The organism is Arthrobacter gallicola, from assembly GCF_014836775.1.
Taxonomy (GTDB): domain Bacteria; phylum Actinomycetota; class Actinomycetes; order Actinomycetales; family Micrococcaceae; genus Arthrobacter_B; species Arthrobacter_B gallicola.
On the sequence record NZ_JACSQD010000007.1, the window covers coordinates 46,728 to 62,248 of the forward strand.

10 protein-coding genes and 2 pseudogenes are annotated in these 15,521 nt (G+C 64.5%); 3 read left to right on the plus strand and 9 right to left on the minus strand.

From position 1 onward, the window contains the following. Positions 1–241: 241 nt before the first annotated feature. Positions 242–394, plus strand: a pseudogene (locus H9639_RS14265) (transposase); the annotation flags it as partial. Positions 395–750: 356 nt separating this feature from the next. On the opposite strand, the pseudogene H9639_RS14270 reads toward H9639_RS14265, so the two are convergent. Continuing rightward, a pseudogene (locus tag H9639_RS14270) lies at positions 751–3,878 on the minus strand (DUF3427 domain-containing protein). Positions 3,879–3,896: 18 nt separating this feature from the next. Further along, the gene (locus tag H9639_RS14275; protein WP_191808747.1) at positions 3,897–4,676 is read right to left on the minus strand and encodes a restriction endonuclease; all 780 of its coding nucleotides are present in this window, start codon (positions 4,674–4,676) and stop codon (positions 3,897–3,899) included. Between the two features lie 188 nt (positions 4,677–4,864). On the opposite strand from H9639_RS14275, the gene H9639_RS14280 reads away from it, so the two are divergent. Then, entirely contained in the window at positions 4,865–5,356 is a 492-nt protein-coding gene (locus H9639_RS14280; protein WP_191808748.1) for a hypothetical protein, read from the plus strand. 210 nt (positions 5,357–5,566) lie between these two features. Continuing rightward, positions 5,567–6,859 carry a hypothetical protein gene (locus H9639_RS14285; RefSeq protein WP_191808749.1) on the plus strand — a complete coding sequence of 431 codons (1,293 nt, stop codon included), beginning with the start codon at positions 5,567–5,569 and terminating at the stop codon, positions 6,857–6,859. Between the two features lie 100 nt (positions 6,860–6,959). On the opposite strand, the gene H9639_RS14290 is transcribed toward H9639_RS14285, so the two are convergent. The 7 genes from H9639_RS14290 to H9639_RS14320 form a co-directional block, all read right to left on the minus strand. After that, complete coding sequence (locus H9639_RS14290; RefSeq protein WP_191808750.1) at positions 6,960–7,241, minus strand: hypothetical protein; 282 nt, start codon at positions 7,239–7,241, stop codon at positions 6,960–6,962. Between the two features lie 242 nt (positions 7,242–7,483). Continuing rightward, positions 7,484–8,692 (minus strand): multiple monosaccharide ABC transporter permease, encoded by a 1,209-nt coding sequence (gene mmsB / locus H9639_RS14295; protein WP_404799761.1) that lies wholly within the window; start codon positions 8,690–8,692, stop codon positions 7,484–7,486. After that, positions 8,689–10,317: a multiple monosaccharide ABC transporter ATP-binding protein gene (mmsA, locus tag H9639_RS14300; protein ID WP_191808751.1), complete on the minus strand. Its 1,629-nt coding sequence runs from the start codon at positions 10,315–10,317 to the stop codon at positions 8,689–8,691. The genes mmsB and mmsA overlap by 4 nt, the downstream gene beginning before the upstream one ends. A gap of 78 nt (positions 10,318–10,395) precedes the next feature. Then, on the minus strand, positions 10,396–11,517 hold the full coding sequence (chvE, locus tag H9639_RS14305) for a multiple monosaccharide ABC transporter substrate-binding protein (protein WP_191746282.1): 1,122 nt from the start codon (positions 11,515–11,517) through the stop codon (positions 10,396–10,398). Between the two features lie 198 nt (positions 11,518–11,715). After that, positions 11,716–12,300 carry a histidine phosphatase family protein gene (locus H9639_RS14310; RefSeq protein ID WP_191808752.1) on the minus strand — a complete coding sequence of 195 codons (585 nt, stop codon included), beginning with the start codon at positions 12,298–12,300 and terminating at the stop codon, positions 11,716–11,718. Next, positions 12,297–13,550 carry an ABC transporter ATP-binding protein gene (locus H9639_RS14315; RefSeq protein ID WP_191808753.1) on the minus strand — a complete coding sequence of 418 codons (1,254 nt, stop codon included), beginning with the start codon at positions 13,548–13,550 and terminating at the stop codon, positions 12,297–12,299. The genes H9639_RS14310 and H9639_RS14315 overlap by 4 nt, the downstream gene beginning before the upstream one ends. Further along, positions 13,551–15,137: an ABC transporter permease gene (locus H9639_RS14320; RefSeq protein ID WP_318242102.1), complete on the minus strand. Its 1,587-nt coding sequence runs from the start codon at positions 15,135–15,137 to the stop codon at positions 13,551–13,553. Positions 15,138–15,521: the final 384 nt, after the last annotated feature.

A 15,521-nucleotide genomic window follows, 5' to 3' on the forward strand; every position in this document is an offset into this window, starting at 1 on the left:
AAAACACTTTAGCGCAGGCGTGCCCGAACTAACTATGCTGGTGCAAGCGCCCGGCATCAGGGCGGTTGCTTCGGTAGATTCAACCTTCGATTGAGCGAACGGGAACCGGCACCCAATTAGCACAGCGCTCCTGAATCGCTAAAATCAAAGGGGCTCTTCGTGGTTCTGCGGCCGTATGGTTTTGTGAGACAGCTTGTTAGGAGCCCTTCTTCGCATGACCGACCGTTAGAGGTATAGCCAGAAGTACAAGAACGACGCGGTGGAACTTGTGATTTCCTCGGGTCGTCCGATCGCCCGAGTGGCACCGGATATCGGTGTGAACGAGGGAACACTGGGGACCTGGGTGCGGAAATACCGGCAGGAGCATCCTGATCGGTTCCTCACCGAGGAGTAGTTCCGGCCACCACTCTGTGGTCAGACGGGGTCTTTAGGACAGCCTGTGGGTATTTTGCCCATGGTCACAGGTGGGTAGCTTGCGACCTCAATATAGCCGGCCCTCCCCAGTTGACGAACAATGCCTCTCACTCACCAAAGCAGAGTTCTTCATCAGGTGTGAGCGGGAGCCGTGTGTCAATGTCTCGATTTCATCGAGCGATGGATCTAACCCTGAGATTGGGAACACGTGAACACGTGAGAGCAGAGTTATCACCCGACCAATTTCTCCAGGGCATTACGTGCTGATCTAACATTGAACGCTGGCGAGGTTCATTACAGCCAGCCCTGGGCTGCGCGACGATGTGAATCCACTAGCTAATGCGCCACAGCACCAGCCTCAACAAAAACATCCGCTGGCATCGCCCGGTGCAGCTTCCACACGATGGCCACAGGCTTCGACCCGGAATGCGACATGTAGTCCATCTGCCCCAGGCAGGTGTACGGCATAGTCATCCCGTTCTCATCCCGCTGCCGTGCCCGAGTGAAGAGCAGAACCTTCGATCCCAGAGCCTTGTGGTTGATGTACCGCCGGCCGGTCACACTCTCCGGTGACGTCGCGTTCTGCGACTCCCAATGAAACACCTCGGGGCTCATCGCATAGTCCTTGTACATGATGGACGCCGCACGTTCGTTCTCGTCCTTATCCAGCGTCACGAAGAACGCGTCGGTCTTCGTCTCCGCACACCACGCGACACCTTCCCGGTGACTGGACTTGCCGCCCAGCGCGAAGTATCCCAGTGCGGCCAGGACTTCCTCCCGACGGTACGTGGCGTGCGAATACAACGGAATCTGCTGCAGCCCCAGACCCAGCCCCTTGGGCGCATACCCGGAACGCTGCACGCCCAGGGCGGCCAGCTGCCGGATCTCCGCACAGACCAACGGATAGCTCCGCAGGAACCGGAGTCCGGCGTCGTAGGATGTGTGCCCTCCCCCATTCGGCCACAGCGCGAAGAAGAGCATCCGGGCCAGGATCTGCTCCCTGTCGCTCAGCTCGTCGTAGCGGGGTGCATGTTCCGAGACCAGTTTCGTGTAGGTCTCCGCCCGTTCCGGATCATCGACGCAGAGCATCGCGGTCATCCGGCGCAGCAGGTCCTCTTCCAGCTCTGAAGGCTCGTTGAGCTGGGAGGCCAGTACGACGTCGTGCGCTTGGCTGATGTCCACCAGGCCGGCTTCACGGATGAGAGAGGTCCAGGAGTCCCCGGTTTTACGGTACACATCGGGCAGGTCCCGCCCGGACTCGCGCAGATAATCTTCCAGCACCGGCTCCCCGTAGGACCGGACCTCAGCCACCAGCTGCTTCCGGTTGACCCGCAGCTGCTCACGGATGTTTTCCAGCACGGTCTGCTGCGCCACCCGGTCCAGAATGATCTGCGACCCCGAAGGCAGGAACGGGAAGCCCTCCTCTACCGCTTTCTCCAGTGCCTTCCGGCGCAGACCGGTCAGCGCCCGCAGCTTGGCATCGAACCGGAACTCGCGGCGCTGTTGGCCGATGTAGTCCAGCACCGTCAGTACAGCTTTGTCCTTCGCCCGGCGGAGCCCACGGCCCAGCTGCTGGAGGAACACCGTGGCGCTCTGCGTAGGCCGGAGCAGCATAATCGTGTCGATCTCGGGCAGGTCCAGCCCCTCGTTGAAGAGGTCGACGGCGAAAAGACAGTTCAGCTCCCGGGTGCGCAACCGCCGCAGCGCCTCTGTCCGCTCCACCTCAGGTGTGTCCCCGGAGACCGCCTGGGAAGCGATGCCGGCACGGTTGAAAACCTCCGCCATGTAACCGGCGTGCTGCACGGACACGCAGAAGCCCAGGGCACGCATGTCACTGGTGGACGTGACCTTGTCCCGGAGTTCGCTGATGACCTTGGCGGCACGTGTATCGTTGCCGTGTAAAGCGCGTCCAGCTGGGTGGTGTCATAGGCGCCGCGCTTCCATTCGACCTGACTCAGATCGACGTTGTCAGCCACGCCAAAGTAGTGGAACGGCACCAGCAGATCGGCGTCGAGCGCGTCCCATAGCCGCAGCTCGCCGGCAATGCGACCCTCGAAGAACTGGTCCGCAACGTTCACGCCGTCGCCGCGCTCGGGGGTGGCCGTCAGCCCCAGCAGTTCCTGGGGACGCAGCCGGTCCAGGAGCCTGCGGTATGTCTGTGCCTCCGCGTGGTGGAACTCGTCGATGACGACGACGTCGAACTGCTCCGGGGCGATTTTGTCCACTCCCAGCGCCGAGAGTGACTGAACGCTCGCAAAGACGTGTTTGAACTGGGTGGGTTTGTGGTCGCCCACCCACAGTTCGCCGAAAGAGCCCTTCTGCAGAACATCCCGGTAGGTCCGCAACGACTGCTTGAGGATTTCCTGGCGGTGGGCAACAAACAGCAGGGACAGTTCGCGGCCGGCAGCTTCGCGAAGCCGTTTGTAGTCCAGCGCCGCAATGACGGTCTTGCCGGTTCCGGTTGCTGCGACGAGCAGGTTCCGGTGCTGGTCGTTGACCGTGCGGGCCGCTTCGAGGTTCTCCAGCATTTCCTGCTGGTGCAGATACGGCTGGATCTCCAGTCCTGTGGTGCTGTCCGGACGGACCGTGGTGCGGCCGCCGTTGCGGGCCAGTGCCGCGTCCAGCCGGTCGCCATCGGTCTCCGGGTCGTAGGGCTGGAAAGCCGGTTGTTCCCAGTAGCTGTCGAAGGTGATCTCGAACTTGCGCAGCAGTTCCGGGGTTCCCACGGAGGAGAGTTTCACGTTCCATTCCAGCCCGTCCAGCATCGCCGGTGCGCTCAGGTTCGAGCTGCCGACGTAGGCCGTGTCGAATCCGGTGTTCCGGCGGAACAGCCAGGCTTTGGCATGGAGGCGGGTGGCGTGGGTTTCGTAGTTGATCCGGACTTCGGCCCCGTACTTGAGGACCAGCTCATCGATCGCTCGCCGTTCCGTGGCGCCCATGTAGGTGCTGGTGATGACCCGGATGGGGATGCCTCGATCACGGGCCTCTTCGAGGGCTGGTTCGAGGAGGCGCAGACCCGTCCAACGAATGAATGCGCACAGCAGGTCGATGTTGTTGGCGGAACCCATTTCTGCGCGCAGTTCTGCTGCGAGATTGGGGTCGTCCTTGCCGTTGGTCAGCAGGGCAGGTTTGCGCAGTGGCGTGGAGGGGCGTCGGAGCTGGCGGCGTTTCAGCGAGTCCGGCGGGAAGAGTGACAGGAGCTGGGTGGGGCCTGGTTCGACAAGGTCTGCTGAGATGGTCGCAAGGACAGTGTTTGCCAGGGCCACTCTGTCTTCAGGGTTGGCGCCGTCCAGGAGGACGCGAACCTTTTCCGCGATGTGCTGAGCGAGGACGGATGGAGATTCGGTGGCAGGAACGGGTTCAAATATTGGCGCAAGCTCAGGATTGCTCTCTAACTGCCCTTTGAGCCCTCGGGTGTGCAGTCGCTCGTACAGACCCGGCAAGATGCCGCCGGCTTCCCCCATGTTTCCCACCTGTTCAGATTACGGTACGGCATTCAGGAATTCTGGTACGTCTGTCTGAGAATGGTCGGCGCGAAGATGGAGAGTCAACGGTCGATCTGTGAGCACGAATAGTGGAACCTGCGAGAGAATGAGGACAACACCAGACGATGCACGTTTTGCATAGTTCTGGTTAATCTCGTCACGTGTGATGCTTCCGGTCCTCAGAATATGGTTGATAGCAAGTCGGAAAATCTCGATATCGATTCGCCCACTCCTACCCGTGGAACTTGTCCGCCAAACGCCAGCCCAATCGACCTTCTCGATGATGTTAGTTCTGTCGCCTTTTCCTCTGAGAAGCTGTCCCTCTAAAGGCATTACATGATCTGTCCATATTTGATCGAAGGAGAGCGCTTCATCACCGCGCACGCCGGTGTCCGAGTCCGGTTCGTCAGACGCGGTTCCCAAGCGGAAGTAGTGTGTGTCCGTCGCAGCAATATCGGACATGATCGCCGGCATAGTTAGGACCTGGATACCGAGTTTCTCGGCGACTTCGAGAGCATCCGGGAGACAGTGCCCATCAGTTACTAGTACGGCCCTGTGGCAGTCGAAAAAATCTTTGGCGCCATGAAGCTCCATAACCATCTGCCGGTTCACCCGGCGACTTGTCCCGTACATCTTGATCTGGATGGCAAGTCGTTCATCCGCATTTTCGGCGAAAACATCGACACCGTAGTCACCAGATATAGCCGTTTGCTGCGTGCGGTACCCGAGGTTAGCAAAGTGGGCCGCAATCTGCGACTCATATTCTGTAGGTGTCACGAGTATCCGATCAGAGAAAGAGGGGAGTTTCTTATTTCTTTCATGAAATCAGACTTGACCTGCTGCTTCAATGGTCAGATCAGTAGTACTCCCAGTAGGGCAGCACCCCTCCGGCCTTTCAGCCGCTATTGGAACCGATTACCTGATGTCCGCGAAAACCCTCTGCACAACCGAACCAAGGAGCAGCTATGACCGATTTCGACGGAAGCGATTTGAAGAACCGCGGTTTCCTCGGTTTCAGACGATTCCGTGATCTGGACCTGCTGGAGGTGCCCCGGGAGCCTGGCGTATACGCAGTACTTCGCGACGGCACCCAGATTCCCCATGTGCTGGACGCAAGTGTAGGCGGATGGTTCAAAGGGAAAGATCCAACGATGGACAGGGACGTCCTGACAGCGAAACTGTCGCATTCCGCTGACACCCTTTACATAGGGAAGGCAGATAAGGGCAGCGGAAACCGAGGGCTGCGTAAGCGGATCACTGAATTCGTCAGGTTCGGCAATGGTGAACCCGTCGGGCACTGGGGCGGGCGCTGCATATGGCAGTTGGCAGACTCCCAAGACCTGCAAATTGCATGGTTGCCGGTTCTTGACCGGCTGGCAAGCGAGCTTGAAACGGAGCTTATCGAGGAATTCGTGCGTACATACTCATCGCTCCCGTTCGCCAATCTGCGCCGATGAGCGCCGGACGGCGGCTGCCCGAGATTCGCCTCCCTAAGAGGAATCCGGGGCCACCTGCGCGCCTTAGGCGTCGCCGTCGTACTCCCCCACCGGGAACCTGAGATTGTCCATGTGGGCTACTGAATACTGACCCCTTCCTAATGAAGGCCGTATGACTTGATCTCACGCGTTGCTCCCAGCAGCCCTCCTCACCCATGCCAGAATGAGCACGTGATGCACGACTCCAGTGATGTAGAAATCGTTCTTTCCGAAAACGGAGCCCTCGTTGCGGGCCCAGATGAAGCTGTCGAAGCGCTGTTGGCCCGTCTGGATCTCCCTCAAACCTCAGCCAAGCCCGTGGGTCGGTCCGTCAAGAACTTGTTCGTGGACCTCACCAGCACCGCCGCCATCGCCTCGGCCTACGACCCGAAATGGGTACGAATGACCAGCGAGAGCTACGGACGGGTGCAGGAACTAGGCGGAATTCAGCTGACAGCAGACGGTCTCTTTTCAGGGGTTCTCCGCGGCGATATGGGCCGCATAGACAGCATTCTCAAGTTCGATCTTGCCGGAGGCATGAACCCGGCGATGCTGGCCCAGACGGCGGCGCTGGCCCAGACCATGGCGTTGCGCCACGCCATCGACCAGTTGGAGTCTCTGGTTGAAACCATGGATGTAAAGCTGGACATCCTGCTGGAGGACAACAGGAACGCTGCCATCGGTGATGTACAAGGTCTGACGCATGTACTCAGCCGGGCTTACGCGATGTACGAAAAGTCGGGACGGATCAGTGAAACCGTCTGGAGCCAGATCGCGGGGCACGCCTCTGCCTTGGCCCAGGCGGAGGCCAAGGCCCGCGCGCATATAGAGAGCGTCGTCGCGTCCGTCGGCGCCCCGACGTTTGGTGACCGTGCCGATGCAATCCACCGTGCCGCGGATGGTGAAATTCAGCACTGGCTGGTCATCCTCGCCGCAGTGGATGTAAACCAGCAGCGGCTGGATGTCTTGGAACTAGCCCACCTTCGGGAACGGGACGCCGATGCCGTCGTCGCTCATGCAGAAGCGGCGCGTGCAGCGTTGGAAGACCGCCGCCGAATACTCACGGACACCGTGCAGCGGCTTTCTGATGCTCTCGCCATCACCGGTGACGTCAGCGACGTCAACAGGGTCAGAAATCCCTTGCGGAGCCGAAAGCTCATCCGAGAGGCGGAACATGCGCTAAAGCTGGTCTCGGCATTCGCCGAAGTCACGGGAATCGAGGTGACGGCTGGTGAGCTGGAACAGGAGCCGTGGCGGAAATCGGTAGTCGACTTGGCCAAGGACACCGTCTCCGAAGCCAAAGCCGTCGCTGTCGCGGTACCAAGAGAAATCTCCCGACGTCGCGAAGACAATCTCATTCGAAAAGTGAATGGGATCCAGGAACGGCGGGCGCTGGCGGAGAGCTCGAGCGACGCAATAGGTTCAGCCCCTGAGCAAACGGAAGGTGGCGGCCCTGCTAAATCAAGGACGTCAGGGGCCACCTGACAAATGGATCCTATGGCCGGTGCAGCACCCCCGCGAGCGGCGTTGCACCGGCCGTTGCTCGTCCACGGGGATCGCGGAACCGGCTAACCCCATACCCGGGCTAGCCGCGGCGGCGGAAGGTCACAGCCTGCACGGTCAGCAGGGTGAAGGCACCGATAACGCTAAAGAGGAAAAAGAACGGGCCCATGCTGAACAGGTTGAGGAGGAATGTGTTCGATGACCCGGCGCTGTCGGGATTGGCCGGGTCGTAATACTGCCGGCTGGCGTCAAAGATTCCCGCCATACTGCCCACACCGAGGACCAGAGCGATGGCGACGAACCCCCAGGCCGCTGCAAGATAGGGGTTGAACCGCCGCGGCTGCGGCACCCCTTCGACAGGCATCCCACCAGACGGTGTCCCCTCGGCTCCGTCCACACCGGACCGTTTCACAGGCCCACGAGGCACGCCAGCCGCGCTGTCGGCATTGCGATGGCCTCCGGCCCGCGCCTCGCCGCCCTCCGCCGGCCGCGCGTACAGGTCGTGATCCGCCTCGCCAGGTGTGCGTGAAGTCCCCATAGCGGCGAGCCTACCCGACCGCCCCGGCGTTCCTACCCGACCGCTCCAGCACTCCGGGCCGCACCCGCCTACCGTGCACCCCTCCCCCGCCGGGCAAACCCGAATGCCACTGCGGCCAGCAGCACCAGGCCCTTGATGACCTGCTGCCAGGCAGCGTCCACAGACAGGATGGACAGGCCCTGGTTCAGCACACCCATCACCAGGCCGCCGATCACCGCACCCACCACCGTGCCCACACCGCCCTGCACCGACGCACCGCCAATAAACACGGCGGCAATCGCGTCCAGCTCAAACCCGCTGCCGGCGGATGCCACCGCACCGCCGGCTCGCGCAGTGCTGACGATGGCGGCCAGCCCGGCGAGGAAACCCATGTTTACGAACACCATAAAGTTGACCCAGCGCGTCTTCACCCCGGACATCAGGGCGGCGTTCAGGTTCCCGCCCATCGCGTAGATGTGCCGGCCGAACACGGTCCGGTTCAGCAGGAACGAATACGCCAGCACCAGGGCGGCAAGGATGATCAGGATGATCGGCGTCCCGCGGTTGTACGCCAGCAGATAACACAGGTACATGATCGCGGCGACGGCCACGGCGTTCTTGAACACGAAGGACGCCGTGCGTTCCCGTGGCAGGTCCAGCTTCTTCAGGTCGCTGCGGGCTTTGACCTGCTGCACCACCAGCGCCACCGAGGCGAGCGCACCGATGCCCAGGGTGAGCAGGTCCGGGGTTCCCGTCGCCGGCAGCGTGCCGGACCCGATCGCGTTGAACTGGCGAGGCAGGCCGCTGATCGTGCCGCCGGTGAGCAGGATCAGCGCCACCCCGCGGAACACGAGCATCCCGGCCAGCGTCACGATGAACGCCGGAATCCCCACAAACGCCACCCAAAAGCCCTGCCAGGCACCAATCAGCGCCCCCACCAGCAGGGACACGACGACGGCGGCCCACCAGGGCAGGCCCCAGCTGTTCATTGACAGCGCGGCAATTGCCCCCACCGTGGCAACCACCGAACCCACCGACAGGTCGATGTGCCCGGCGATAATCACCATGACCATGCCGATGGCCAGGATCAGCACGTAAGCGTTCTGCTGGATGAGGTTGCTGACGTTGCCCGGGTAGAGCAGCCGCCCGCCGGTCAGGACCTGGAAGAGCAGCACAATCACCACCAGTGCGGCCAGGATGCCGTATTGGCGCAGGTCGATCCGCATCCGTTTGCGCCCGGTGCCATTCGGCGGCGGCGGGAGCGGGGATTTGGCCTGTTCGGAAGTTGTGGTGGTCACGGCCCTTGTGCTCCTTCGATCCTGGCGGAATCGGTTCCCGCGGATTCGGTCCTGGCGGATTCGGTTCCCGCGGATGCAGTCCCGGCGGTTTCAGTCCTGTCAGCTGTCATGTGCCGCATCAGTTCCTCCTGCGTTGCCTCGGCCCGCGGAACCTCCGCGGTGAGCCGGCCCTCAGCGATGGTGTAGATGCGGTCGCACAGCCCAATCAGTTCGGGCAGCTCGCTGGAAATAACAATCACGGCCTTGCCCTGCGCCGCCATTTCGTTGATGATTCCGTAGATTTCAAACTTGGCGCCGACGTCGATCCCCCGGGTCGGTTCGTCCAGGATCAGCACCTCCGGGCCCGAGTAGATCCATTTACTCAGCACCACTTTCTGCTGGTTCCCGCCGGAGAGGTTGGCCACCACGGACGCGACCGAGGGGGTGCGGATGTTCATCTTCTGCCGGTAGTCATCCGCCACGGCATATTCGCGGTGCTTGTCGATCACACCCAGCCGGGCCAGCTTCCCCAGCGCGGCGGCGGACACGTTGACCACCACCGAGCCGATCAGGTTAAGCCCGTACCGCTTGCGGTCCTCGCTCACGTAGGCCAGTCCGTGCCGGATGGCCTCCCCCACCGAGCGGGTCTGGATTTCCACGCCGTCTTTATAGACCCGGCCGGAGATTCCGGTGCCCCAGGACCGGCCGAAGATGCTCATGGCCAGTTCGGTGCGGCCGGCCCCCATGAGCCCGGCGAAGCCCACGATTTCCCCGGCCCGGACGTGAAAGGATGCGTTGGAAACCACCACGCGGTCCACGTCGATCGGGTGGTGCACCGTCCAGTCCTCCACCCGGAACTTCTCCGCCCCAATCTCCGGGAGCCGGTCCGGGAACTGGCTGTCCAGCGGCCGCCCCACCATGTCCCGGATGATCCGGGTTTCGATTTCCGGTGTGTCTTCCACCGGGAAGGACTCGATGGTGCGGCCGTCCCGGATCACCGTCACGTTATCCGCGATGGCCCGGATTTCCTTCAGCTTGTGGGAGATCACGATCGAGGTGATGCCGCCGTCGCGCAGCTGGTCGATCAGGCCCAGAAGGTGCGCCGAATCGCCGTCGTTCAGTGCCGCCGTCGGCTCATCCAGGATCAGGATCTTCACTTCCTTGGACAGGGCCTTGGCGATTTCCACCAGCTGCTGCTTGCCCACACCCAGCTCGAGGATCTTGGTAGCCGGATTCTCCTCCAGGCCAACCCGCTTGAGCAGGGCCGCGGCCTGCAGGTTGGTCTGGTTCCAGTCGATCACCCCGGCGCGCTGCACCTCATTGCCCAGGAAAATGTTCTCCGCGATGGACAGGTAGGGGCTGAGCGCCAGCTCCTGGTGGATGATCACGATCCCGTCCCGCTCGCTGTCATTGATCGAGCCGTAGCTGACCGGTGTGCCTTCGAGCGAAATGGTGCCGGAATAGCTGCCGTGCGGGTACACGCCGCTGAGTACCTTCATCAGCGTGGACTTGCCGGCTCCGTTCTCGCCGCAGATCCCGTGCACCTCGCCGCGTTTCACGCTCACGGATACCTCGTCCAGCGCCCGGATCCCGTTGAACTCCTTCACTATGCCGTCCATGTGCAGGATGACGTCGTCGTCGATCATGTATGTCTCGCCTTACCTGATGGGGGAAGGCGGGGCACGACGGCGGCAGTCGCCGTTGTGCCCCGCGAACCGGGGTGGCTACAGACCGATATCGGAGGCTTCCACGAACCCGGACTCCACCAGGACGGGTTCCACCTGGTCCTTGACCACCACCTGCGGCTCCAGGATGTAGGTGGGGACCACCTTCACCTTGTTGTCGTAGGACTCGGTGTCATTGACGTCCACCTCTTCCCCGGCCACGATCTGCTGGATCATCTTGTCCACCTGGCTGCCGAGCTCGCGGGTGTCCTTCCAGACCGTCATGGACTGCTGGTCCGCGAGGATGGCCTTGATGTTCGCGACGTCGCCGTCCTGTCCGGTGATCAGGGGCCAGTCCGTGCCGGGTGCGTAGCCGGCGCTGGACAGAGACTGCTCGATGCCCAGCGCCAGGCTGTCATTCGGCGAGAGGACGACGTCGACCTTGTCTCCGCCGGTGTAGAAGGACTGCAGCCGGTTATCCATTTCCGCCTGCGCGTCCGCCGACCCCCAGCCCAGGATGCCGATGGATGTCCAGTCCGCATTGCTGGCCGGGGACTTACCGGAGGGAACCACCAGTTTGCCGCTTTCCACGTAGGGCAGCAGCACATCCCAGGCACCGGCGAAGAAGAACGCGGCGTTGTTGTCATCCGGGCTGCCGGCGAACGGTTCCAGGTTGAACGGGCCCTCGGCGTTGGCCAGGTCCAGTTGTTCCTCGATGAACTCGCCCTGGAGCTGGCCCACCTGGTAGTTATCGAATGTGGCGTAGTAGTCCACGGCGTCGGTGCCGTTGATCAGACGGTCATAAGCGATGACCGTGACGTCCTGGCTCTTGGCGTCTTCCAGGACCGGGCCCAGGGTCTCACCGTCGATCGCGGCGACCACCAGGATCTTGGCTCCGCCGGCCACCTGGTTCTGGATCTGGCTGATCTGCTGGTCGGTCTTGTCATCGGCGTACTGCAGGTCAACGGTGCAGTCCTGGGCTTCGAGTTTCTCCTTCAGCCCCTCGCCGTCGTTGATCCAGCGCTCCAGGCTGCGGGTAGGCATCGAGATGCCCACGTTGCACTCGACTGCGTTGCTGTCACCTTCGCCGTCCCCGGTGGTTCCGGCGGGAGCACAGGCCGCCAATCCCGCCGCGAGACCGAAGGCAGCTAAGAGGGCCGGAACATTCTTTCTTTTGCTCATGGTCGAACCTTCGAAAAGGACCCGGCCGGCCAACGCCAAAACGCACGCGGTAGGAAGAGCGGGAAGGCCACTTCCCGGCCGACTGGGTCGAGCGGATACAACGCTGTAGCGCCTGAGTCGACGTCCTGCGGTCAACCATTTGTAGGCGAGCACAACTTAACTCCGCGCGAAGCCGCTCGGCAAGGGGAATTCCGATAGTTATCCAATCGCAATCTGGCGGGGTGGCAGGCGGGACTCGCGCAGCGCAGCCAGCGGAACCTCCACCACCTCACCGTTCAGCACCCGCGGATACGGCCGGCCCGTGAGCGCAGAAAGGGTCAGCCTGATCAGGGTGCCGTGGGCCACGGCGACGATCCGCTGGCCGGGATACTGCGCAGCCACACTCCGCAGGGCCGAGATTCCGCGCTCCGCCACCGCTTCCTCCGGTTCCCCGATGCCCAGCGCAGCTGTGAGCTGCGGTTCGGTCAGCCCGTTCAGGTGCAGCCCCTCAGCCGATCCGTAGTCCCGCTCGATCAGCCCGGGAAGGGTGCCGGCGGGCTGCAGTCCGGCTGCGTCGGCAACAATCTGAGCTGTCTGCACGGCACGCAGCAGTGGCGAGGAAACCACCACGTCCCAGGGTTCGGCGGCCAGCAGCCGCCCGGCCCGGCGCGCCTGGGCACGGCCCACCCCGTTCAACGGGTTATCGGTGCGGCCCTGCAGCCGGCGCTCCTGGTTCCAGTCCGTCTCGCCGTGCCGCGCCAGGACCAGCCGTGCCGGTAGCTTGCGGACGCCGTCGTGCCTCACGCCGTCACCAGCGTCCGGCGGCCGGCTCCCGTACCCGGACCGGCCGCAGCGTCCGCGCCCGCATTCCCCGTCGCATTTCCCGGGCCATTCCGCGCGGTTCCCGCGGCACCTCCCGCCGCTCCCGCCGCTCCGGGCACAGCCCCCGACACCTCCGCCGCGAACACCTGCGCCCGGAGCACCTCCGGCAGGACCCGGTCGCCAGGCTTGGGTACCCAGCCGGTGACATGCGCCCGCAGGGTCCGGCCCTGCCAGTCGGCGGAGACGTCAAACCCGTGCGGCCCGTAGAGCGCGGAGGTCACCATGCCCGTCCGTTCCCAGCCGGTGTCCCAGGTGTCGCCGTCGGGGTCCGGGTGCACCGGATGCAGCACCAGGTCCAGCGGCGACACCGCGGCCGTCACTGCCAGCGCGCGGCGCCCCAAACCGTCGGTGCCCAGGCACGGCCCGGCCTCCAACCGTTCGCCGGGGATGCTGCTGCCCTCCGCGATCTGCAGCCGGCCCTCGGCCCAGGTGCCGTCCAGCAGCACGGCATCGTTGACGAAAGACGCCACAAAGGCCGACGCCGGGTTCCGCACCAGGTCCTGCGGTGTGCCGATCTGCTCTATCCGGCCGGCCCGCAGCACGGCCACCCGGTCGGCCAAGGCCAGGGCCTCCGCACGGTCGTGCGTGACGTGCACCGACGTCAGTCCCTGCTCATTGGTCAGGGCCTTCAGGTCCAGGCGGAGCCTTGCCCGCAGCGGTTCATCCAGCGAGGACAGTGCTTCGTCCAGGAGCAGGGCCTGCGGAGCGCCGACGATCGCCCGCGCCAGCGCGACCCGCTGGCGCTGCCCGCCGGAGAGTGCCGACGGTGCCCGCTCCCCCAGCCCGTCCAGCCCCACAAGTCCCAGCACACTGCGCACCCGGGCCTCCGCAGTCTTACGCGGCACACCCGCCAGCCGTAGCGGATACCCCACGTTCCGGGCCACGGACCAGTGCGGCCAGATCGCGTGATCCTGGAAGACCATGCCCAGGTTCCGCTTCTCCGGCGGGACCCAGACGCACGGTCCCGCCACCGGACTGCCGCCGAGGCACAGCGTGCCGCCCTCCGGCTGAACAAACCCGGCGATGCTGCGCAGCAGCGTGGTTTTCCCGGAACCCGACGGACCCAGCAGGGCCAGGAATTCGCCGTCGTGCACCTCCAGGTCCACTTCGGAGAGGCCAACATGGCCGTTGGCGTAGACGTGGTGCAGGCCTTGAAGGCTGATCGAAGACATTTACTTTCCCTTCCGGAAGCGGGTGCGCGCTGTGCGGCGGGCACCCAGGGCGGCGGTCGCGGAGAGCCCCGCGACGCCGACGATCGTGACCAGCAGCGCCAGGGCGGACGCCGAGTTGTAGTCCCCGGCCTGCTGGAGGTTGAAGATGACCACGCCCAGCGTCTGGGAGCCGGGCGCCACCAGGAGGATGGAAATGGTCAGTTCGCGCACGGCGGTCAGGGCGACGACGACGGCGCCGCTCACTGCCGCGGGCACGCTCAGCCGCAGCGCGACGTCGCCCAGTGCCCGCAGCGGGCCGGCACCGGAGATCCGTGCCGCCTCGTCCAGGGACACCGGCACGGATTCCAGCGGTGCCCGCACCGACTGGACCACCAGGGCCAGGAACGCCATCACGTAGGCGCCGAGGATCACCCACGGTGTGTTGAAGATGCCCAGCGCCGGGGCAATCAGCAGCCAGGCGACGGCCAGGACCAGGCCCGGCAGTGCCTGCGGCAGCATGGCGGTGACGTCCAGTGCGGTGTTGGAGCGGTGTTTGGACCGGGTCAGGAGCGCACCAACAGCGAGTCCCAGCACGCCGCAGGCCAGCGCGGCACCGAGGGCGAGCAGCACCGAGTTCGCGATGCCGGTGAGCGCTCCGCCGCTGGTGAGCGCGCGGGCGATGTTCGCCAGGGTCAGGTTCTCCCAGGTCAGCGGCACACCAGGAGCGGGCAGCAGCGCCTGTTCCGTCAGCGCCAGCAGCGGCAGGACGCAGACGACGGCGGCGGTGCACCAGAGCAGCGCGGCCACCACCCAGCGGGCGGACCCCAGCTGCAGCGGCAGCGCAGCCGCTCCGGAGCCGCCCAGTTCGCTGCCGCCGGGCAGCCGGCGCTGCAGCAGTACGGCGGCCAGGCCCAGAACCAGCAGCACCACGCCGATCGCGGCCACGGCGGGCAGCGGATTGGTCACCGTGCCGGAGGCGAGGTAGCGGTAGACCAGGGTGGTGAGCGTGGTGTACCGCTCGGGCAGGCCGATCAGCGCGGGAATCCCGAAGTCGGAAAGGTTGGCGACGAGAGTGAGCACGAACGCGGCCACCACGGCTGGGCGCACCAGCGGCAGGGTCACCTGGCAGAACGTGCGCAGCCCGCCGGCACCGCTGATCCGGGCAGCTTCCTCCAGGCTGCCGGGAACCCGGCGCAGCGCCGCACTGATCACCAGGTACGCCAGCGGGTAGGAGTGCACGGCCAGCAGGAACACCACACCGCCGCCGCCGTAAATATCCAGCAGCGGGCGCGCGGATCCGGTCAGCGCCATCAGTGTCTGGTTCACGGTGCCCGCCGGAGAGAGCAACGCCATCCAGGACATCGCGCCAATGAACGGCGGAATGAGGAACGGGAGCAGGAGGATCCAGCGCAGCACGGTCCGGCCCGGGAGATCGGTGCGGTCCAGGACGACGGCGAGCAGCGCACCGAACGCGGTGGCCAGCGCGGCCGATCCGGCGGCGGAGGACACGGAGTTCCAAGCCGCCGCCAGGACGTAGGGATCCGTGAGCACATCGGCGTTGGCCGGCTGGGCCCCGCGGACCAGGATGACGCCGAGCGGAAGGAGCACCAACAGGGCCAGCGCCGCCCAGACCGCCAGCCGAAGCCAGTGCAGTCCGTCGCCCCGCGGCCCCCGGTCTGAAGCGGACTGGTTTGAAGAGCCGCGGTTTGAAGCGACCTTGTTTGATGTGCCCTTGCCTGGAACGCCCTTGTTCGGAGCACCCTTGTTTGGAGCGCCCCGGCCGGCGGATCCCCGGCCTGAGGTCCCTCTGGCGTCCCGTCGGGCAGCCGGCCCGGCGGCCCGGCCTGCTGGCAACCGGCCGGCAGACCATCGGCCGGCCGGGCTCTGTCCGGCCGGGCTCTGTCCGGCTGGGCTCTGTCCGGCTAAGCTCTGGCCGGTTGGACGTCGCCCGGTTGCTGTCTGTCCGGCGGGCCATCGTCCTGCCGATACCTG